The 21,164-nt window shown below is 42.4% G+C and carries 17 protein-coding genes and 2 pseudogenes; all 19 read right to left on the bottom strand.

The window, feature by feature from the left end; all coding sequences use genetic code 11:
- Positions 1-89: 89 nt before the first annotated feature.
- Positions 90-1,268, bottom strand: a complete 1,179-nt coding sequence (locus tag K1J10_RS02600; protein WP_223355777.1) for an MFS transporter — start codon at positions 1,266-1,268, stop codon at positions 90-92.
- Positions 1,269-1,293: 25 nt separating this feature from the next.
- Positions 1,294-2,165: pseudogene (locus tag K1J10_RS02605) on the bottom strand (Rgg family transcriptional regulator).
- A gap of 4 nt (positions 2,166-2,169) precedes the next feature.
- Positions 2,170-2,523, bottom strand: coding sequence for a hypothetical protein (locus K1J10_RS02610; protein WP_223355778.1), 354 nt, complete (start codon positions 2,521-2,523; stop codon positions 2,170-2,172).
- Positions 2,524-2,734: 211 nt separating this feature from the next.
- Positions 2,735-4,642 carry an ABC-F family ATP-binding cassette domain-containing protein gene (locus K1J10_RS02615; RefSeq protein WP_223355779.1) on the bottom strand — a complete coding sequence of 636 codons (1,908 nt, stop codon included), beginning with the start codon at positions 4,640-4,642 and terminating at the stop codon, positions 2,735-2,737.
- 82 nt (positions 4,643-4,724) lie between these two features.
- A pseudogene (locus tag K1J10_RS02620) lies at positions 4,725-5,097 on the bottom strand (hypothetical protein).
- A 2-nt stretch (positions 5,098-5,099) separates the two neighbouring features.
- Positions 5,100-5,819 carry a matrixin family metalloprotease gene (locus tag K1J10_RS02625; RefSeq protein ID WP_223355780.1) on the bottom strand — a complete coding sequence of 240 codons (720 nt, stop codon included), beginning with the start codon at positions 5,817-5,819 and terminating at the stop codon, positions 5,100-5,102.
- Positions 5,820-5,985: 166 nt separating this feature from the next.
- Positions 5,986-6,798 carry a DNA/RNA non-specific endonuclease gene (locus K1J10_RS02630; protein WP_223355789.1) on the bottom strand — a complete coding sequence of 271 codons (813 nt, stop codon included), beginning with the start codon at positions 6,796-6,798 and terminating at the stop codon, positions 5,986-5,988.
- Between the two features lie 105 nt (positions 6,799-6,903).
- A complete protein-coding gene (locus tag K1J10_RS02635) occupies positions 6,904-7,092 on the bottom strand; it encodes a DNA-directed RNA polymerase subunit beta (RefSeq protein ID WP_006596916.1) in 189 nt (62 codons plus the stop codon).
- Positions 7,082-8,365 (bottom strand): UDP-N-acetylglucosamine 1-carboxyvinyltransferase, encoded by a 1,284-nt coding sequence (gene murA / locus K1J10_RS02640; RefSeq protein ID WP_048789652.1) that lies wholly within the window; start codon positions 8,363-8,365, stop codon positions 7,082-7,084. The genes K1J10_RS02635 and murA overlap by 11 nt, the downstream gene beginning before the upstream one ends.
- A gap of 66 nt (positions 8,366-8,431) precedes the next feature.
- Positions 8,432-8,662 (bottom strand): DUF1146 family protein, encoded by a 231-nt coding sequence (locus tag K1J10_RS02645; RefSeq protein ID WP_040803274.1) that lies wholly within the window; start codon positions 8,660-8,662, stop codon positions 8,432-8,434.
- An 87-nt stretch (positions 8,663-8,749) separates the two neighbouring features.
- Positions 8,750-9,169, bottom strand: coding sequence for a F0F1 ATP synthase subunit epsilon (locus K1J10_RS02650; protein WP_125335373.1), 420 nt, complete (start codon positions 9,167-9,169; stop codon positions 8,750-8,752).
- Between the two features lie 13 nt (positions 9,170-9,182).
- A complete protein-coding gene (gene atpD, locus K1J10_RS02655; protein ID WP_006596622.1) occupies positions 9,183-10,589 on the bottom strand; it encodes a F0F1 ATP synthase subunit beta in 1,407 nt (468 codons plus the stop codon).
- Positions 10,590-10,677: 88 nt separating this feature from the next.
- Positions 10,678-11,559: a F0F1 ATP synthase subunit gamma gene (locus tag K1J10_RS02660; protein ID WP_223355781.1), complete on the bottom strand. Its 882-nt coding sequence runs from the start codon at positions 11,557-11,559 to the stop codon at positions 10,678-10,680.
- Positions 11,560-11,574: 15 nt separating this feature from the next.
- Complete coding sequence (gene atpA, locus K1J10_RS02665) at positions 11,575-13,080, bottom strand: F0F1 ATP synthase subunit alpha (RefSeq protein ID WP_223355782.1); 1,506 nt, start codon at positions 13,078-13,080, stop codon at positions 11,575-11,577.
- 15 nt (positions 13,081-13,095) lie between these two features.
- A complete protein-coding gene (locus tag K1J10_RS02670; RefSeq protein WP_223355783.1) occupies positions 13,096-13,632 on the bottom strand; it encodes a F0F1 ATP synthase subunit delta in 537 nt (178 codons plus the stop codon).
- Entirely contained in the window at positions 13,632-14,126 is a 495-nt protein-coding gene (gene atpF / locus K1J10_RS02675; protein ID WP_126404017.1) for a F0F1 ATP synthase subunit B, read from the bottom strand. The genes K1J10_RS02670 and atpF overlap by 1 nt, the downstream gene beginning before the upstream one ends.
- Before the next feature lie 15 nt (positions 14,127-14,141).
- Entirely contained in the window at positions 14,142-14,858 is a 717-nt protein-coding gene (atpB, locus tag K1J10_RS02680; RefSeq protein WP_048789648.1) for a F0F1 ATP synthase subunit A, read from the bottom strand.
- A gap of 32 nt (positions 14,859-14,890) precedes the next feature.
- A complete protein-coding gene (locus K1J10_RS02685) occupies positions 14,891-15,091 on the bottom strand; it encodes a F0F1 ATP synthase subunit C (protein WP_006596628.1) in 201 nt (66 codons plus the stop codon).
- Positions 15,092-15,363: 272 nt separating this feature from the next.
- Entirely contained in the window at positions 15,364-21,141 is a 5,778-nt protein-coding gene (locus tag K1J10_RS02690; protein WP_223355784.1) for a ZmpA/ZmpB/ZmpC family metallo-endopeptidase, read from the bottom strand.
- Positions 21,142-21,164 lie beyond the last annotated feature (23 nt).

The following is a 21,164-nucleotide window of genomic DNA, read 5'->3' on the forward strand; positions in this document are numbered from 1 at the left end:
CTGAAACTATTGTATCAGTTCATGAAAGAGGTTTTCATTTTGTCCCTTATTTGGGAAAAATAATAAATTACAATTTTATAATAGGATACTTACTGTTCTTTTGATTGAAGCTGCTTAGCTACTAGCTGAGCCAAGAGTGAAAAGAGAATAACTCCAGCTCCAATCAGGAGAAAGGATTCTACTCGGACACTTGGCAACCAAGTCATCAAACCTTTGGCGATGGGCATAAAGAGAACAGCCAAGGTATAAATTGTGCTCAATACTCTACCTAGATAATCATCTTCCACCTTGGTTTGCACTTGAGTAAAAACGTGGATGTCGAAAATGGTCACAAAAAATTCACAGACCAGATTTCCCGAAAAGGAAAGATAAGTCGGAAGAGGCAAGCCCATCATGAACACTCCTACACCTGCCATGATCAGTAAAAACAGGAGAATTTTCATACTTGATGTAATTTTATTGGCAACAAATGCTCCTAGAATAGATCCAATAGCTCCCAATGTTAAGATGGTCGCATAAGCCCCCTTGCCCCCGTAGAGTCGATTGGAAAATGGAAGTAAAAACTCAAAAGCCGCAAAAAAGAAATTAACGCCGGAAGCCACCAACAAGAGAAAGAAAATCTCTTTCTGATGCCAGATATAGTCTAACCCCTCCTTGATATCAGAAAAAATATCTTTCCCCGTAAACTGTTTCTTTTCTTGAACCTTGGCTTCTTCTTTCGAAAGGGATGCCACTAGGACAAATGCAATGAAAAAGGTCAGAGCATCTAGTAAGAGGGTCGCATGGAGACTGGCAAATTGTAGAACTAGGAAAGAAAGCACGGGAGAACTGACACTAACAACTTGTAAGACCAGCTCCAAGTGCGCATTATAGGTTACAATCTCTTCTTTCTCCACAACTTCTGTAATAATGGCTTTATTGGCAGGTCGAGAAAAACCAAAGGCAATGGCCTGAACAATATTGGCAACAATCAGGGCCGCAATCATCCAACGATCGTTCCTGATAAAAGAAATCGCCAAACACAGGAGACCACACACCAAGTCGGTCGTCATCAAAATCTTGCGACGAGAAAAACGGTCTGAAATCACCCCTCCAAAAGGATTCACGAGGATCCCTGTCACTAACTCAGAAATCTGATAGATTCCTAATACCGTCTTTCCTATAGTCCCCATTGAGGCCAGCCAGACACTATTTCCATAATCATAGAGCATATTTCCAATTTTGGTAATCGCTCCACGACTAATTAATTGGACCGCATGTCGGTTCATAAAATCTCCTTTATCTCTCTCCTATTTAGGAACATTCATCTATTACAAATTTATCAAAGTGTTCTTGATAGTAAGCTACCTGCTCTGGAAGACCTAGCACATCAAAAATATGCATAGCCTCTTGCATTTGCTGACTCCCTTCTTCTGTTTGCCCCTTCTGATAGAGGGCAAATCCCTTGAGGTAATGAAAGACATTGCGTTCGTAGAGTTTGATGCTCTTCCCGATAATCTTTTTTACATAGGCTCAAAATAGCTGGCATTTTCGAAAGAACGATGTTCTAGACAATGCTGGTAACAATTCAGAGCTAGAATCAAGACCAGTTTTCGATGGCGACCAATTTCCTTGTAGAAATCTTCCCGCTCCATCACTTCTCTACCAAGCCGAGTGACATAATCCACATTATAAAAGCTATAGAGATTGCCAAAGAGGATCAACTCATACATGGTCCATTCTTCCGTTTGAAAGAGATAATCCGCCACCTTGTCCAGATCACTTTGCTTCATCGTGTAGCTAGCATCTCTCTGGCAAATGAGCCCTTGTAGTAGGATCCAGTTCAATTCAAAATAAAGGAGATTGGTCGAACTTGTAGCCTTTTCCAGTTGTTCTCCTTGAAGCCTTTGAAAACCCGCAATGTCATTTGAATAGTAAAATGGAATAATCTGAGCCATCAAGGCCACATGCTCATGGTGTTGGAAATTTCTGGCCTTATCCATAAAATTCTCAATCGTCACATGGATATTGTCCAAAATTTCAAAGAAGCGCGACGTAGCCAGATCCGACTCCCCCAATTCAAAACGGGATAATTGGGAAGTCGAGCAAGCTTCTCCTGCAGCTTCTTTCAATGAATATTTTTTACTGATTCGAAATTCGCGAAAAACTTTGCCTAAATCTTCCATCTGATTACCACTTAAATTCCTTTAAGTGCCTTTCTAACTCTTGCAAGTACCCTTCGTAGAATCCTTGATCTTCTTTCACGGAAACATCTAATTGTCTTAAGTAGGAAATCAGCCAATCAACCAATAAATCATACTGATGAAGAGGTAGGCGTTTCATCTGCTCTTCAACAAAAGAAATGGCCTCTGCAAATCGCTGCTCTTCCAGAACTTGCTGAAGATAGTGATTCCCGTTGATGAGTTTTCCTTCCTCATCCTCATACTGCCCCAAATCTAAATTCTGAATCTGCAGGCGCAAAGTTGTACCAATTATATCGGCTACACCTTTAATCTGCTTCATAAACCAATCATTTTCAGTCATCACAATGTTCTCCTTAGGCAAATTAGAAAACTAGACTTTCTCCGCTAATTCTTCCCATTCTATCATGGCTTCTTCTTGGGCGGCGGTCAGCTGGTCGATTTGCTGCTGGCTCTCCATGAGTTCGCCGGTTTCATTGGTGGCCTACAGCTTCTTTTAACGAATAATTTTTACTGATTCGAAATTCACGAAAAACTTTGCCTAAATCTTCCATTTATTCCACCTGCTCTGACAGTTCTGCCCATTCTTCCATAACTGCTTCCTGCTGGACAGTCAGTTGGTCCAGGTCACTCTGGAGTTGAACTAAGTCGGCTGCATCATTGGTGCTATGCATGGTTTCGGTGATGGCTTGGATTTTTTGATCCAGCTCTTCCATCTCTGCTTCCAATTGCTCAATGCGGCGGGTGATTTTACGGAGTTCCTTCTGATTTTGCTTTTGCAGATGATAATCATTGCTGGTGACTTCTTCCGTTGAAGAAGCGGGCTCAGCTTCTGCTTGCGCTGCAGCAAGGGCTTCTAACTCTGCTTTTTTCTCCAAATAATAATCGTAGTCTCCTAGATAAAGGGTCGAGCCTTCTTCTGAGAGTTCCAAAACTTGTGTCGCTACCCGATTGATAAAGTAGCGGTCGTGGCTGACAAAAAGCAGGGTCCCATCAAAATCAATCAAGGCATTTTCCAGTACTTCCTTGCTATCGATGTCCAAGTGGTTGGTCGGCTCATCGAGAATCAAGAAGTTATTATTCTCCATAGACAGCTTTGACAAGAGCAGGCGCGCGCGCTCTCCACCTGACAGCATGCCGACGGTTTTCTTGACATCGTCCCCTGAGAAAAGGAAGGCTCCTAGGCGATTGCGAATTTCTACTTCTGGTGTCAGCTTAAAGTCATTCCAGAGCTCATCCAAGACACTGTTGTGAGGGGTTAGTTTACTTTGGGTCTGGTCATAGTAGCCCACCTCGACATTGGCCCCAAAACGGGCTTCCCCCTTGATGAAAGGAATCTGCCCGACAATAGACTTGATAAGAGTAGATTTCCCGATTCCATTTGGTCCCACAATAGCGACCGCATTCATCTTACGGATATCCAGATTGATCGGCTCGGACAGGATTTGATCATCATAGCCGACGGCCGCCTCTTCTACTGTCAAGACGACATTGCCAGAGGTCTTATCAGAATGGAAGGTCATATGGGCAGACTTGGTCCCAGCTTCGGGCTTGTCTAGGCGCTCCATTTTTTCCAACTGCTTGCGACGAGACTGGGCCCGCTTGGTGGTTGAGGCCCGCACCAAATTACGATTAACAAAGTCTTCGAGCGCTGCAATCTCTTTTTGTTGTTTCTCGTAGTTCTTGGCTTCGGTCAAAAGCTTTTGCTCTTTTTGCTCGACAAAGCTGGAGTAATTGCCGACATAGCGGTCCAAGGAATGCTTGGTCAAATCCAAAGTAATGGTAGCGACCTTATCTAGGAAATACCGGTCGTGACTGACAATGAGAAGGGCCCCACTATAATTGACCAAGTAATTTTCCAACCAGGCAATGGTCTCAATATCCAAGTGGTTGGTCGGCTCATCCAGTACCAAGAGATTTGGCTTTTCCAAGAGCATCTTGGCCAGAGCCAGACGGGTATTTTGCCCACCAGATAACTCTTCAATCTTCATCTGCCACATGGACTCATCAAACTTGAAGCCGTTTAAAATGGCGCGGATATCTGCCTCATAGGTAAAGCCACCAGCTTGACGGAATTCTTCCGATAGCCGGTCATAATCCTGCATGAGTTTTTCTAGGTCAGCACCAGTTTTTTCCCCCATCTCCAGCTCCATCTGCCGCAAGCTTTTCTCCGTCTTACGGAGATCGTCAAAGACATGGAGCATCTCATCGTAGATGGTATTGGATGACTCAAAGCGGCTATCCTGAGCTAGATAAGAGAGGGAAAGGTCACGCTTTTTATTGATTTCCCCAGAAGTCGGCTCTTCTTCTCCGACCAAGATTTTCAAGAGCGTGGATTTGCCGGCTCCGTTCTTTCCGACCAAGGCAATCCGGTCCCGTTCATCCACTTGCAGGCTAATGTTATCAAAAAGAACCTCCCCTGCAAAAGAGCGTTCAATTTTGTTGGCTTGTAAAATAATCATAGTTTCATTGTACCTTACTTTTGACAAATTGACAATTGAAGAAAAGGCCAAACGCTAGATGCGCTTGACCTTTCCTTACTTTTTAAATCGCTGAGACATTGGAAGCCATTTGACTGTACTGATAGGCTAGGAAAATCCCGATGCCAATCACCAGCAAAAACAAGCCCCATTTGATGACTCCCTTCACAAAGCGAATCACAAGCAGGATTATCATAGAGCCAATCAGCCAAGTAATGGCCAAATGGGAGAAGAAAGCTTGAACAGCTTCCTTATTGTCCCCGAAAAATTGACGGATTCCCTCCAGGAGCATAGTTTTCCCAAGCCTGTTGAATGCCTAATTCATGGGAAATTGATTGACCTTTTTGGAATATCCAAAGAAAGATTCCAGAGTTAAACACGGAGAGTGCCACTTGTTCTGGAAAGGTTCGAATAAGATACAGTAAGCGTTTGATCATCCTTACTCCTTGTATAGTTGACGAACAGCCTCAATATCCCTCGCTTGAATGCTATAAAAGGAACCAGCTGACTGCATGACAGACTCTTCCTCATTATGGTCCAAACCAATAGCATGGCCTAGTTCATGCTCAGCTGTATTCACAATCCGTTGATGGGAATAGTTGTACTGCTTATTTAATAGGTAATAGCGATTTAAACGAACAATCACCCGTTTGAAACGATTGGTTAAAACATTGGTCTGGGTTTCTGCTTCACCTGCTGCAGAAACGGTGCTATCATCCATCTCTGTCAAGAGGATATCTGCCTCTTCTTCACTGGTAACAAGTTGGAAAGTGAAAGCCCCTGTCTGATTCCAAGACTCAAGAGCTTCCTCATAAGCAAGAGTAAAAGTCTCATCCATTGCAGGATCTAGATAAACTTTTGCAGTTGCATGATCCCACCTTGCTCCTGTAGAGGTATGGCCATCTGTTGCAAGACCTTCTTGAGCAGATGGACTTCCCGGACCTAGCAAAGGACCAGTTCGATGAAAGTAAGCATCCACCTGCGTGACAACCGTTTGGGCTGCGCGACTAACCCCATCTATCCCGCTACCGGTTTTGCCACTAAAGAATAGAACACCAACCAGTAGGGAAAAACTGAGGGCTAGGGTCCAAAACAAGCCCCAAACAAGACTCCAAATGGCCCGTATTAGAAAACGAATCATGGCTATAATAGTTCTCACAAGCTCCTCCTTTCCTTGGGAAGACCTCTGTTTAGGTCTAGAAGACAATAATATACCTTACTTTTCTTAAAATAAGCTAAAGGGTGACGTCATGAAAGGAAAAAGATCCAGTTGACAGCAAAGCCAACTGAATCCTTTCCATCCTTCTTCTTCTTTTATACGCAGCTTAGCGATGCACTGTTACTTTTCCAGTACGATAATCCAAACTAATTCCACTTTGAACATTTGGTACAAAAACGTTAAACTCTAGACTTCCATCACTAGATTTTGCTTCAATTTGACTACCGACGGGAACTAAATCCTGTTCTGTAGCATAATGGAGGGTCACCCGGTAGCGGACCCGCTTATTTTTATCTAATGCTTTGCGAACGAGGGTTTCATAATAATTTTGACCAGTAGAGTCTCTATCACGCGCTTGGTTAGCCCAAGCTGTTTGGACAGCTATATTCTTTGGATTACTGGTTGAAGCATCAAATCCATCTAAGTTGCCAATCAAGGCATAGCCGAGAAGGTGTCCCCGATCAACCGCATGGTCATATTCCCCAGCTAAATTGGTTACTTGGTGCCAACCAGCTGGGGCCCAATCTATGTCCATTTGTTCTCTTTTTTGGTATTGACGAGTCGCCTTGGTCATCAAAGCGTTGGCAACCGTGGGAATTTCTCGTCCTTTTACAGTCTTTGTCTTGGTATCTGCATAAGGGAGACTCGCAACATCCGCATCCAGATTGGTTTTATTCTGGTTAATGATGAAAGCGCCTGCTTCGTTCCATTGAATGTTCTTTCCTAGTTTAGCTCGAACACTATCTGTCAGAACACTCTCCGCTAGTTCCTTACTCGGTGTTGCTTCTTGACTCGAAGTAACAACCGTTTGAACTTGAGAGTGACTGGCGATTGGCTGGGGTTGACTAAAATAATACCCGCCGATTGAGAGAGCTGCAGCTACCACCAAGCCTAGTAAGGTTTGTCTCGATTTTTTCATTTTAAGTGGTTTTTGTTGATCGTTTGCCACAATGGTTTCCTCTATTTCTACTGAATGGGAAAGAGCCTGGGATCACGATCTCAAGCTCCTCTTTTTGATAAATGGTTACTTACCTGAAAATTTCTGAAGGATTTCCTTCCAGGTATCTGGCGAGAGAATGGACCAAGGATCCTTCCCATTGCCAATGACACCATATCCAATGACCAAGCCAAGGGCAAAGACAATCGCTAGAATGGTAAGAACCAATAAGACGATCCCCAATTGTTTTCCGATTGCTTTTAATTTAGTTTTCATCATCATCTTCCTTCACACGACGTACATCTGCTCCAAGAGCCACCAATTTTTCATGGAATTTAAAATATCCACGATCAAGGTGGGTTAACTTGCTCACTTTGGTTTCTCCTTCAGCCACAAGCCCCATTAAAATCAAGGTCGCACTAGCACGCAAGTCTGTCGACATCACTTCAGCCCCTTGTAAGCTAGCTCCACCTTGGATGCGGGCTGTATCTCTCATAATGTCTGAGTGTAAGCCCATCCGACGCATCTCTTCCAAATGTTGGAAACGATTTTCAAAGACCGTTTCAATCATTGTTGATTCACCAGAAGCCATGGCCATCAAAGCAGTGAATTGGGCTTGCATATCTGTAGGGAAGCCTGGATAAGGCAAGGTTTTTACCGTTACTGGTTTCAATTTAGAGACATCTGAGCGAATGCGAATACCATTTTCTTCTTCTGTTACCTCAACACCCATTTCTTGCATTTTGGACAGAAGAGGACGGTTGTGTTCCCAAATTGCATCCTCGATTAAAACGTCTCCACCTGTCATGGCTGCACCAACCATGAAGGTTCCTGCCTCAATTCGGTCTTGAACGACATTGTGAACCGCTCCATGCAAACGATCTACCCCAACAATCGTCAAGGTTTCTGTACCTGCTCCACGTACCTTAGCTCCCATCTTATTCAACAGAGAGGCCAAGTCCACGATCTCAGGTTCGCGGGCCGCGTTCTCGATAACCGTTGTTCCATTTGCTAAGGTTGCTGCCATCATGATATTTTGGGTGGCACCTACGGATGGGAAATCCATGTAGATATGAGCTCCTTGAAGACGATCTGCTTTTGCTTCAATGTAACCAGCTGTTTGGGTGATTTTCGCTCCCATGGCTTCCAAGCCCTTCAAGTGCAAATCGATTGGACGACTTCCAATGGTACAGCCACCTGGCATGGAAACTTTGGCATGACCATTCCGGGCCAAGACAGGACCTAAAACGACGATCGAAGCTCGCATCTTACTGACATATTTGTAAGGTGCTTCTTCTGTTAATGGTTGCGTCGCATCAACGACTACTGTATTGGTTTCTTCATCAAACGTAACTTGAGTGTTCAAGCCACGAACGACATTGTTCATTGTAAAGACATCAGATAAAACAGGAACATTGGTCAAAGTTGTTGTTCCTTCACTGGCCAAAACAGTTGCTGCTAAAAGGGGAAGGACTGCATTCTTTGCTCCTTCAATCTTCACAGTTCCAACTAGGCGATTTTGACCACCATTTACAATAATTTTATCCATACTTGTTATTACTCCATTTCATTCAGTCACGACTACTATCATACCATAAATTCATTAAAAAAGAAGCTAAAAGTTCCCGTTAAACAACTGCCGACTGAATTCATAAATACTGATAAAGAAGCTACTAGTCAAATAGCCAAGACTAATGCTGATCAATAAAATAAGAAGCCGAATTTTTACGGCTGTTTCGGCGTTTACCTTTAAAAAACGCTCCCACTGAACCACCGTTGAAAGAAGGTGGTAGGCGAAGAAAATAAATAATAGGTGACTGCAAAAAGTAAAAATCATTTGAATCATACCTCTATTATACCATAAGAAAAACTTTCCTTTCATATTCTTTAGATTCAAAAAAAAGAAGTCGATTTAATCAACTTCTTTCTATTTTTATAATCGATTTCCGACATTAATCCGGTTAATAGCTCGTTGAAGGGCAATTTTTGCACGACGCTCCATATCAACAGAATGTTGATCTTTGGCTTCTTCAAGGGCTTTTTCAGCACGCATTTTTGCACGCTCAGCCCGGCTAATATCAATGTCTCGAGCGCGTTCCGCCGAATCCGCTACGATGGTAATGACATTATCTGCCACTTCGATAATCCCACCATTCACGGCGATCCAATCAATGTGTTTTTCGTCATCGACCCGACGGACCTTGACTTGGTCTACAGCCAAAACCGCAATGGTATTGATATGACGAGGTAAAATCCCTAATTCACCATCAATTGTCTTGACAGATACAAATGCGGCATGATGATCATAAACCAGTCCATCCGGTGTAACGATTTGGACGTTCATTTGACTCATCTTTCACCTCTTCTTAGAATCCCATTTTCTCAGCTTTCGCAATCACATCTTCGATCGAACCGACACCACGGAAGGCATCCTCAGGCAAGTGATCATGCTTCCCATCCAAAATTTCCTTAAAGCCACGAACAGTTTCTGCAACCGGTACATAAGAACCTGGTTGACCAGTAAATTGTTCCGCCACGTTAAAGTTTTGAGACAAGAAGAATTGAATACGACGGGCACGAGCCACCAAGGTCTTTTCATCATCAGACAATTCATCCATCCCCAAGATGGCAATGATATCTTGCAGCTCATGGTAGCGTTGAAGGACGCGTTTGACCTCAGAAGCCACTGCATAGTGCTCTTCTCCGACGATGTCTGGAGAAAGGGCACGAGAGCTAGATGCCAATGGGTCAACGGCAGGGTAAATCCCCAATTGAACCAATTTACGCTCCAAGTTGGTCGTTGAGTCCAAATGGGCGAAGGCGGTTGCTGGGGCAGGGTCTGTATAGTCATCGGCTGGCACATAGATGGCTTGGATCGATGTAACAGAACCTTTATTGGTTGAGGTAATCCGTTCTTGCAATTGTCCCATTTCAGTTGCCAAGGTCGGTTGGTAACCCACGGCAGAAGGCATCCGTCCCAAAAGGGCTGATACTTCTGAACCGGCTTGGGTGAAACGGAAGATATTGTCGATAAACAAGAGAACATCTTGCCCTTCTACATCACGGAAGTATTCTGCAATAGTCAAACCAGTAAGAGCTACACGCATCCGTGCTCCTGGTGGTTCGTTCATTTGTCCAAAGACCATGGCTGTTTTTTCGATAACGCCAGATTCTTTCATTTCCCAGTAAAGGTCATTCCCTTCACGGGTCCGTTCTCCAACTCCGGTAAATACAGAGATCCCACCGTGCTCTTGAGCAATATTGTGGATCAATTCTTGAATCAAGACGGTCTTTCCAACTCCGGCACCACCGAAGAGGCCGACCTTCCCACCTTTCAGGTAAGGGGCCAAGAGGTCAATGACCTTGATCCCTGTTTCAAGAATTTCTTCTGAAGTAGAAAGCTCATCAAAGGATGGAGCTTTTTTATGAATGGATTCACGAGGAGCATCTTCTGGAAATGCTTCTTCCAAGTCAATGGTATCTCCCAAGACGTTAAAGACCCGTCCAAGAGTTTCTTTTCCGACAGGTACAGAGATTGGACGACCAGTGTCCAATACTTCCATCCCACGAGTCAAGCCATCTGTTGATTCCATGGCAATGGTGCGAACGACACCATCCCCAAGTTCAAGAGCTACTTCAAGAACGACTTTTGATTTTTGTTGGTCATTTTTATAGACTACAAGCGCATTATTAATCTCAGGGAGTTTATCGCCCGCAGCAAAAGCTACGTCAACGACAGGACCTACAACCTGAGAAATTTTGCCTAAACTCATGTCATCCTCCTATTCTATTAAGTTTCTAAGCTTGTTAATAACTGCGATCAAGCTTATTTTTTTATTGTTAAAATGTGCATCGAATCAACTACTCAAGCGCACTCGCTCCTGCAACAATTTCCGTAATTTCTTGCGTAATGGTTGCCTGACGAGCACGGTTGTATTGAATGGTCAATTCATCAATTACCTTCTTGGCATTGTCTGTTGCGGTTTGCATGGCCATCATACCGGCAGCATTTTCAGCTGTTTTGGCATCAATGATAGCTCCATAAATCATACTTTCCGCAAACTGTGGAAGCAATTGATCCAAAATCGCATCGCGGTTTGACTCCAACTCCAGATTCAAAATATAATCTTCATCTGCTTCATTGGGGTCCAAGTCAATGATCGGAAGCATTTGCTCTACCCGCAATTGACTGGTCAAACTATTGACGTGGTGATTATAACAGACATACAATTCATCAAACAATTCATTTTGATACATTTGGACTGTCTTATTGATGATCTTCCGCACTTCATCAAAGCTTGGTTGATCCGCTAGGCCACGTAGTTCATAAACCGGCTGAATGCCTCTTGCTCTAAAGAAATCTGCCCCAATACTTCCAATACAGATGACTTCAAAATCCTCACCCGTTGGATGGTATTCTTCCTTCAATTCCATGACTGACTTGAGGATAGAGGCGTTGTAGCCTCCCACTAGTCCACGGTCAGAAGTGATGACAATATAAGCAGACTTTTTGACCGGACGACTCTTTAAAAATGGATGGTACTTAGCATTTTCAGCCTCGTGTCCATGTAAGAGGTCTGTCAATAGTTTACGAACCTTAGATGCGTAAATTTGGAAGTCCTTTGCAGCTTGCTCAGACTTCCCAAGTTTGGCAGCAGATACCATCTGCATAGCATTTGTAATTTGACTGGTATTCTTTGTCGATGCAATTTTATTTTTGATATCATTTAAAGAAACTGCCATCTGCCACTCCTATTTCTATTTGAAACTTGATTGGTTGACAAAGTCAGTAATCACTGCATCCATTGTTTCTTCACTTGGAAGATCTTTGGTCGTACGAATGGTTTCATAGATTTCTGGATGATGCGCTTCTACAAAGGCAAACAATTCCTCTTCAAAGCGAAGGATATCATCAACTGGTACACTATCCAAGAATCCATGTGTCAAAGCATACAAGATCACCACCTGTTTTTCGACAGTTAATGGTTCATGGACCGGTTGCTTCAAGACTTCTACAGTCCGGCGACCACGGTTCAACTTGGCTTGAGTAGCAGCATCCAAGTCACTACCAAACTTAGTGAAGGCTTCCAACTCACGGTAGGAAACTAGGTCAATACGGAGAGTCCCCGCAACCTTCTTCATAGCCTTGATTTGAGCTGATCCACCAACCCGTGACACAGAGGATCCCGCATCGATGGCTGGACGAATACCTGAGTTAAAGAGACTATCTTGCAAGAAGATTTGTCCATCTGTGATCGAAATCACGTTGGTTGCGATATAAGCAGAAATATCTCCTGCTTGTGTTTCAATAATTGGAAGTGCAGTGATGGAACCACCACCTAATTCATCTGATACTTTCGCAGAACGTTCCAATAAACGGCTGTGAAGGTAGAAGACATCTCCTGGGAAGGCTTCCCGTCCTGGCGGACGACGAAGAAGAAGGGACAATTCACGGTAAGCAACGGCTTGTTTTGACAAATCATCATAGACGATCAAAACGTGTTTACCATTGTACATGAACTCTTCGGCCATCGCAACCCCTGCATAAGGTGCAAGGAATAACAATGGAGACGGTTGTGAGGCTGATGCCGTTACCACAATGGTGTAATCCATGGCTCCATACTTGCGAAGTGTTTCTACTTGTGTCCGAACCGTTGATTCTTTTTGTCCAATTGCTACATAGATACAGATCATATCTTGATCCTTTTGGTTCAAGATGGTATCGATGGCAATCGAGGTTTTCCCTGTTTGACGGTCTCCGATGATCAATTCCCGTTGGCCTCGTCCAATTGGAACGAGGGCATCAATGGCTTTCAACCCAGTTTGTAGAGGCTCTGATACAGATTTCCGTTGCATAACACCAGGAGCTGGTGTTTCAACTGGACGGAATTTATCTGTCACGATGTCTCCCAAGCCATCCACTGGCTGACCAAGAGGATTGACAACCCGACCAATCAGGGCATCCCCAGCAGGGACTTCCATGATTTTACCAGTCCGACGAATCGAGTCTCCTTCACGAATATCCGTGAAGTCTCCAAGGATGATAATCCCGACATCCGTCGTTTCCAAGTTTTGCGCCATTCCGTAAGAGCCGTTTTCAAAAATCAACAACTCACCACTCATTGCATTTTCAAGGCCATGAGCACGCGCAATCCCGTCACCGATATAGGTAACGACTCCGGTCTCCGTGACGTCAAAATTTGGCTGGAAATTTTCAATTTGTTGCTTAATTAAAGCGCTGATTTCTTGTGCGTTAATCGCCAAAATTCACACCACTTTCTATTTCAAATTTGCTTTTATGACTTGCAATTGACGTTTGAGACTAGTATCTAGCGTCTTGTGATTTGCTGAAACCACAAAACCACCAATCAAATCTGGATCCAGTTCTTCTTTCAGAGAACGAACTTGAATACCAAATTTCTTTTCAATAATAGGGATCAACTTTTCTTTTTGAGCCTGATCGAGTCCTGCAACCGAAGAAATGGTTACTTCGAAACAGTTGCTCACTTGTTGAATTTGCTCCATACTAACTCTGACAATATCATAAAATAAGGCTTCACGATGATTGAGAATAACCACTTCAATCAAATGGTCTAGTAATGCTGAATCCGAGTTTTGGAAAAGTCGCAGACTCTTCGCCTTCTCTTCATCCTCTACACCGATATGAGCTAAAAATGCAGCAAGGCCTGTTTCCTCAAAAACAGCCTTTATTTGACTTAATTTTTCATAAACGTTATCTTGCTGATTTTTTTCAAATACCAATTGAACAAAAGGCTGGGAATATTTCTCAATTACCATTAATTGCTTTTTGTCCATTAGGCATCTCCTAATTCATTTAGGTAGCGATCGATCAGTTGGCGATGGCCTTCAGAGTCCAACTGTTGGCTTAGCAATTTCCCTGCTAAGTTAACGGTTAGATCTGCGACATCCCCCTTGATACTGTTCATCGCTTCTTCTTTATTTTGCGAAATTTCTAATTGCGCTTTTTCTTTCAAGCGAAGGGCTTCTTGGTTAGCTTCACTGAGAATATGAGCCTTATTTTTTTCGGCTGTTTCCTTAGCCGTTTCAAGAATCGTTGTAGCTTCTTGACGACTACCTGCCAACTCTGCTTCGCGTTTTGCAGCTAGTTCCTCAGCCTTTTTACGGGCTGCCTCTGCTTCGTCAATATCGTTGGTGATTTTTTCAGCACGCGCATCCAAAATACTAGTGATATTGCCCCAAGCAAATTTCTTTACTAAAAAGATTAATAAGAGGAAGGAACCAGCGATCAGTATAAAGTCACCAATAATGGTACCAATTGTTAAATCCATCTTCTACTCCTCTACTTACTCTTCCTCACCGTTTATTTTTTTACCTATGTACATGGATGACAACATGGTAAATACATAAGCCTGGATACATGAAATGAAAATCGAAAAGGCTGTCCATAACATGCTTCCGATAAAAGCTGCTGGATACCAATAAAAGGCTTGTTGAGACAAGGCTAAAAGCAAGCCTGCCAATACTTCACCGGCAAAAATATTCCCGTAGATCCGAATTGCTAAGGAAGCAAAATTGGTCACCTCTTCTAGGAGGTTCATCGGGGTCATAAAACCAGGAGTCGCAAAGGCCTTCAAGTATTCCTTAAAGCCTCGACGACGAACTCCTTCCACATGTGCGATCAAGGTGATCATAAAGGAGAGAGATAAGTCATAGCCGAGGTTAGCCGTTGGGGAAGTCCACAAGTTATAACCGTTTGTTGTTTGGACTTTTGCCATTAAGCCAATATTATTGGCCACTAAGATAAAGAGAAAGAGAGAAAACAAGAACAAAGAATAGTTCTTCATGTAGTGCTCTCCAATGTTTCCCTTGGTAAAACTAATGACAAAATCATAGATCATCTCAAGAGCATTCTGTTTGCCCTTAGGACGGAGGGTCATTTTGCGGCTTGCCCAATAGACAAAAGCAAAGACCATCAAAACAGTTACAAGAGACATGGCAAGTAGGGTCAAATCAAAGGATACTGGTCCAATATTTAGGGTTGGATTCACACTTTCTTCCAAGGTTTGACACCTCCTTTCCTAAATAGAGAAGTCTATTTAATAACGAAGGCCATGGCCAAGGTTACGAAGAAGGTACCTTCTACAAAGGCGATCCCAAGGATCAAAAGGCTACGTAATTGACCGATAATCTCTGGTTGACGAGAAGCAGCTTTAAAAAGATTACTCATAATCAATCCTTCAGCAATGGATACGCCGAAGCAGGCAAAACAAAGACCTAAAAATGTTAAATTCATGATGAATTCTCCTTAAATAAATTTTACTCCCTTAGTTTACTCCTAAAAAATATAATAGTCAAATGTTTGCTCAGAAAGAAAACGTTTTACGGCAATTCTGTCACCACTTTTAAAATTTCTCTTACCACTAGCTTTCAAAAGATTCTCATTATCTTTAGACACTTTGTCTATTTTTGTATTTCACACAAATTTATATTATTTTCATCAGAAGAGGAGGCATTATTACCAAGGATAGAAAAAACTCACCTGACGAGCAGATGAGCATTTTCTTCCTATTTAAAAATAGAGGTTTTGAAACTGTCTGTTTGTTGCAGCAATTTCTTAAAGACTTTTTCTTTCAGTGAAACAGTATGATCAAATTTGACAGAGCCGTTACTTAGGGTAGCTTTATCTTTATCAACTGCTTCAGCAAAGGCTTGTTTCAAGTCTTCATAGCTATTGTATGTTTTACCATCAATTTCAAAAGATTGTATTCCATTTTTAGCACTTGTCACAACTTCTTTGAAGTAAGCTTTCTTCCAATCTTCAAGGGTACTAAATTTACCATCAGAAATCTTGTGAATGATGAAATCATCACCTAGAGTATCTTTACCAGCTTTTTTAGATTCAGCTTTTAGCATGTTAGAAGCATAGTTCAGGAAGCCTTTTTCATAGCCATAGTAACCCCAGATTCTGAAAGTATTGTGTTTAAATGACATCGCTCCTGGAGCACCTTCACTAGTGTTCCCACCATAGATCCCTGTCATCATCGGTACGGTCACATAAGCTGAACCAAAGTCTGATGGATTATAGACTCCATTTCCAGGACCACGATTGGTCATGAAGTTGTTGGTAATGAGGTCATTTACTGTATGCAAAGGAATAGTCTTTTCTTCATCACTTAAAGGTCGAACCTTATCGAATTGATTCTTTGTTTTGTTTCCTCGGTACTGTTTGTCTACTTTCTTGAACCAAGCATTGTTTAAATCTTGATTTGCTTTATTGAGGACAGCTTCTCCTTCAAGATAATCTAGAAGCATGAGAGTGTCATTATAGCCCTTCATGTAACGATCAATTTCGTCACGTGATTTAAGGTCATTTGGATTAGTGTTATACCATTGATTTCCATCGTTTGGACGTTCATAAGCCATGTTGAGACCTAGGGCTTTGTACTCACCATTTGGATTTGATACTGACGGAGTTTGTAACATTCCTTGAGCAAATGCTTCAAGATCTGTTCCTTCACGGTGTCTTGAGCCACCTAGGTAAACCATTCGGTCATTTACGTGAGTTGTTTCATGAGTAAAGGCAGATACCCCAAAATCACTAATCATGTCCGTCACCATAAAGAAGACAGAATCATCCTTATATGGATTCGCATAAACGCGAGCAACAGCTCCCATACGCCAATCAGTCGCATGGTAACGGTCTGTAGGTCCATACAATTCACGGATAGGTGCCACATCTTTACCACTGTTTGTATGGCCATAACGGTCAGTACTAATGCCTTTATAATTCTGGTTGTCCAGTACAGGTGTTGGAACCATATTATTGCTCTTCAAGAGCTGATTACGTACTTTATCTAGAGATAGACGTGACCAGAAATCTAGGTAATTCTGTTGTCCTTTAGCAACCTTATCAATTTCAGATTTGAAGGCATTACGCTCTGCTTCAGTGTTCTTACCATATTTTTCAAATGAACTATAGGCCATGGTGTTATAGGTTGAAATCAAGAACATATGGGCATCTTTTAAGTTCAAGAGTGGTAAAATCATTTTACCGTGAACATCATTGTTTAAGCCCTCATAGGCTCTATGCTTAGCAGATGCGAATGCTGGATTGGTTGTCTCAGGCTCGACAATATAGACATTGTCTTTGGTTGCTTTTATGAACCAATCATTTAGATCTTTGTCTTCTGTGAATAGACGCATATTATAGTCTAAGAAACTGTTTAACTCGCCTATACCGATAACTCCACCGATAGTTTCGCGATAAGCTTCTAAAGTTCTATCACCTTTAATGTTATTTTCTTTGGAACCAACCTTGATCAAGAAGTCTAACACACTTACATTCTTACCATAGAAGTCTGGTTTAAACAACATGAGTTGCTTAATATTAAAATCATCAAACTTCACTCCGTAATAACGGTTCAGGTAAGAAAGACCAAGGAGAACCGCTGCCTTGTTATCATCAATCTTCTTGATAAGGGCACGTTTGGCAGCCTCATCCGTGTTTAATTGATGGTCTTGGTTTTCAACTAGTTGTTTCACCAAGTGAGTCAGATTGTCCTTGACTTCTTGGAAACTTTCTTCGAGGTAAAGGTTCTTAATGGCATTGACTTTGTTTGGTCCTGTTCTACCAAGATGAGTGTAGATCGGATCAGATTGCAATTCGACAGGACTTAATTTCCCTACGATGGCGCCAATGAGATCACTACGGTCTTTGTCCACCATATTCGGCGTATAGACTACTTCACCGAGTTCTGCAATACCGTACTCTTTCACTTGTTTGACTTTAGAGTCTTTCGGCGTAATGCTAAAGATATCTTTTGTCTTATCTGCATAGTGGATCATAATATGATCAGCATCAGCTAATTCCGTCACGAAAGTATTACCTTTCATGGCAGTTACAGACAATACTTCTTTAGTCAAGAGAGGACTTCCTGCAGCTAATTTATTACCTTGGTCGACAATCCATTCTTTGTTGTAGAAAGGTTGCAATTTAGCAATATTGCGATAAGCTAGCTCACGATTCGCATCATAAGTATCAATTGCTTTGTATTGATCGTCTTTGTTAAGACTGTTATTAAGCTTGTCTTCAATCGGTTTGCTGCTGGTGAATTTATCAGCAGTGATTCCCATTGCTTCGATTTTCTGCTCAGCTTCTGCCAGCGAGATGCTAGGGATTTTACGGGAGTTGTTAAAGGATTTCTTCCCTTCACTCACGCCATCAACACTATAATTACGTTTGGTTCTTGAATAGGTGAAGTAGTCGTCAGCATCAATATCTGAGTGACCAAATACCATCTCACCTGTTTTGACTTTCATCATAGTGATGTTGTCTTCAATAGTACCCAAGGCCCAGTTGGTACCCAGCAATCCACCAGATTGAACAGCTTCTTTCAGTTCGATAGAACCTTTAGCAACTGAATTTCTGAGGACCCCTTCTTTACCGACCGTGTAGTTATTAGCACCATTTTGAGATGAATAGACTAGTCCTGCAGCTTTTGCTTTATTACCAGTAATTTCAGCATCAACGTAGGCTTTCTCAACAACACCCTTCCAGTTTTCACCAAGAACACCAGCTAAATAGCCTCCTCTATTGCCGGCAGCGTGAAGTTTACCGATAAAGGCGACATTACTTACTTTTCCACTACCATCAATTTTATTGATAATACCAGCTACATCATTGTTACCGACAACACTTCCTGTTACTTTGACATTTTCGATAGTCGCATTGTTTTTAATGATATTGGCGATTGGAGCTACTCGATCAACTCCAGGCATATCAATATTGACATTTTCCAGTATGAGATCCTTAACTGAACCACCTTCAATGTTTCCAAATAATGGTTTAGTGATATTATGAATAGCAAATTTATTACCATCAGTACTTCCCAATGAACCTTTAAAGGCATTGGTTACATAAGATTTGCCAGCTGGCGGTACATTATTAGCATTCATATTGCTACCAAGCTTAAAGGTCCCCGTAGGATTGGCTTGCATAGCTTTCACAAGTTCATTAAAGTCGTAGTAGACATCACCTTCATGAGCTTTTGGCTTAGGCAAATAGTGTACATACTCTTCAGTGAAACGATTTTCTGCAGTACGTTGAATCAAATCAGGTGCCTTAGCCGTTACTTTGTATAGTTTATTTCCATCTACAGTAACTTCTTCGATTTTATCAACTGCTAGTTTTGTAACCTTGTTATCGTAAGTCGTAACTTTTAAGTAGTAAGGCTTAACATTCGATGGTTTCTCGGACAAGAGACTACTATCGGTCTCATTACCTTGGTCATCCACACTGATTAAGCTTGTTTCCTTAATATTTTTGACTTCAACTTTTTTAAGGTCGATTCTCAGTGGTTCTTCCTTAAGAACTTCTTCTTCGTCACCATTACCGCGATCATACACCATAGTCGTCGCAAGCGTATAATCCTTGTAATAGTCCAAGTCCGCTAAGGCAGCTGCTAAGTCCGTCTCTGAAAGGGCAAATGTTTTAACCACTTGATCACCCTTCTTCAATACAGCCTGGATAGACTTGATGGTCACACCGTCTGGTTTGTCCAAACGATAAGTAGCTTTGGCACTGCGCTTCAACTCTTCCTTCTCGACCTGGGTCAAGGTTAAGGTTGGCTTTTCAAGTTCTTTGGTCCCTTTTTGAATGATCCGATCTTGGGCTTGTTCAACTACTTCCTCCGAAACCGTTGGAGCATCCGCCGTTTTTACACCTTTAAAAGTCTTGTAAACCTTGGTGATTTTCTTCTTCCCATTCTTACCGGCTTGAGAAACCCTTTCGGTTCCTTTTAGCAAGGTGACATCTTGTTCGGTTACCGTCTTAAATGGAATTTCCTCAAACGAAACATCCTCTGTTTGGCCTTCAATCGCCTTACTTCCACGACTAATTTTTTCTGTCACAGGAGCTTTTACCGTTTCAGTTGTCGTACTGAGGGGCTCTCCAATCTTCTCGCCATTGACTGTTTTATAAACACGGCGAATTTCCTGGCTACCTGCCTCTCCTTTTTGAAGGATACTTTCTTCATCAGTATAGCGGTCCGCATCTGGTACATATTCAAATTCATACGGAAGGAGCACCGTTTCTGTCTCCGTCACTGTCCCTTCAGTCACTTGGTAAACTGGGTTCTCCGGTTGAACGGGAGCTTCGCCGACATGACCTTCTTCCTGGGTTCCCTTGGTTTCAACGACACCGGTATAGGATGGAGTCTCCGGTTGAATTGGGGCTTCACCGACATGGCCTTCTTCTTGGGTCCCTTTGGCTTCCACAACACCGGTATAGGCTGGGGCTTCCGGTTGAACAGGCGCTTCTCCCACATTACCTTCTTCCTGCGTTCCCTTAGCTGTAACTACTGGAGCAGGTTGTGGACTTGGTTGAGGGGTTGGTTGGGCATCTTCTTTTGTCCCGACAGCAAGAATTTGTGAAACTGGTTCTTTAGTAAGCTTGCTTTCAACTACTTTGCGAACTTCCTGACCATTTACCGTACTGACTTCTGTTAAAACAGTCTGTTCACCATTTTGTCCAGCTCTTAAAACTGCTGTTTGACCTTTTGCTAAAGTAGGATCTGCTTGTTCTACAGTTTCAAACGGAATACTTTCTGTTGAAACTTCAACGTTTGGCTTGTCCACTATAGGGAAAGCAGGACCCTCTTCAGGTGTTACCTGCGATAGAGTCTTTCCTTCTGTTGCAGGTTGGGATACCGGCTTCTCCTCCACTCTTACATGGGGTTCTTGGCCCGTAGCTCTTGGATCAACTGGACAACGAAGGTAGCCAACATAGTCATAGCCTTCTATCTGGATGACACCATTGGCTAGTTCTTTACTGCTTGCAATTGAAAGAGTCTGATTGTAGCTTGCTAATTCAATATTTTGCAAGGCTACGGCATCAATGGATAAGAGCAGGCTTTGCCCCATGGAACCAATTAATAGGAGTCCCATTACTTTTTTGCGGTGTTTTTTTGACAGCAAAAGAACTGCTAAAGAGGCAGTCGCTAAACTAAGGCCAGCAACCGCCAATTCGGTCGTCCCTGTTTGTGGTAGTAGCCCTTGACTAGGTGTTTTTTTCTTATACACCAGATAAAAGGTATCTTCATTTTGGTATTCTTCAGGAATTGCACGAATCACCTGAGCTTGTTCCTCAGGAGTCAACTCATTTTCCGTGACATACCCCATATGAACTGTCGCTTCTGCCGTGAATTGGTCAGCTTGTACAGAAGGCGCTCCTAATACACTCCCTGCAAAAAGAAAGGCTCCAATAGCAACCGGACCTACTCCGACGGATAATTTCCGAATCGAATACTTGGTGATCTTTTCAAAAGCTTGTCTTCTTTGTTTCATCCTATAATTTCCTACATAGTAAT

The organism is Streptococcus australis (genome assembly GCF_019930045.1).
Classification (GTDB): domain Bacteria; phylum Bacillota; class Bacilli; order Lactobacillales; family Streptococcaceae; genus Streptococcus; species Streptococcus australis_D.

Excerpts from the sequence above, each read along its gene's own strand:
- K1J10_RS02600 (WP_223355777.1), bottom strand. The coding sequence starts at position 1,268 with ATGAACCGACATGCGGTCCAATTAATTAGTCGTGGAGCGATTACCAAA.
- K1J10_RS02610 (WP_223355778.1), bottom strand. The coding sequence starts at position 2,523 with ATGACTGAAAATGATTGGTTTATGAAGCAGATTAAAGGTGTAGCCGAT.
- K1J10_RS02615 (WP_223355779.1), bottom strand. The coding sequence starts at position 4,642 with ATGATTATTTTACAAGCCAACAAAATTGAACGCTCTTTTGCAGGGGAG.
- K1J10_RS02630 (WP_223355789.1), bottom strand. The coding sequence starts at position 6,798 with ATGAAAAAATCGAGACAAACCTTACTAGGCTTGGTGGTAGCTGCAGCT.
- K1J10_RS02635 (WP_006596916.1), bottom strand. The coding sequence starts at position 7,092 with ATGAAAACTAAATTAAAAGCAATCGGAAAACAATTGGGGATCGTCTTA.
- murA (WP_048789652.1), bottom strand. The coding sequence starts at position 8,365 with ATGGATAAAATTATTGTAAATGGTGGTCAAAATCGCCTAGTTGGAACT.
- K1J10_RS02645 (WP_040803274.1), bottom strand. The coding sequence starts at position 8,662 with ATGATTCAAATGATTTTTACTTTTTGCAGTCACCTATTATTTATTTTC.
- K1J10_RS02650 (WP_125335373.1), bottom strand. The coding sequence starts at position 9,169 with ATGAGTCAAATGAACGTCCAAATCGTTACACCGGATGGACTGGTTTAT.
- atpD (WP_006596622.1), bottom strand. The coding sequence starts at position 10,589 with ATGAGTTTAGGCAAAATTTCTCAGGTTGTAGGTCCTGTCGTTGACGTA.
- K1J10_RS02660 (WP_223355781.1), bottom strand. The coding sequence starts at position 11,559 with ATGGCAGTTTCTTTAAATGATATCAAAAATAAAATTGCATCGACAAAG.
- K1J10_RS02670 (WP_223355783.1), bottom strand. The coding sequence starts at position 13,632 with ATGGACAAAAAGCAATTAATGGTAATTGAGAAATATTCCCAGCCTTTT.
- atpF (WP_126404017.1), bottom strand. The coding sequence starts at position 14,126 with ATGGATTTAACAATTGGTACCATTATTGGTGACTTTATACTGATCGCT.
- K1J10_RS02685 (WP_006596628.1), bottom strand. The coding sequence starts at position 15,091 with ATGAATTTAACATTTTTAGGTCTTTGTTTTGCCTGCTTCGGCGTATCC.
- K1J10_RS02690 (WP_223355784.1), bottom strand. The coding sequence starts at position 21,141 with ATGAAACAAAGAAGACAAGCTTTTGAAAAGATCACCAAGTATTCGATT.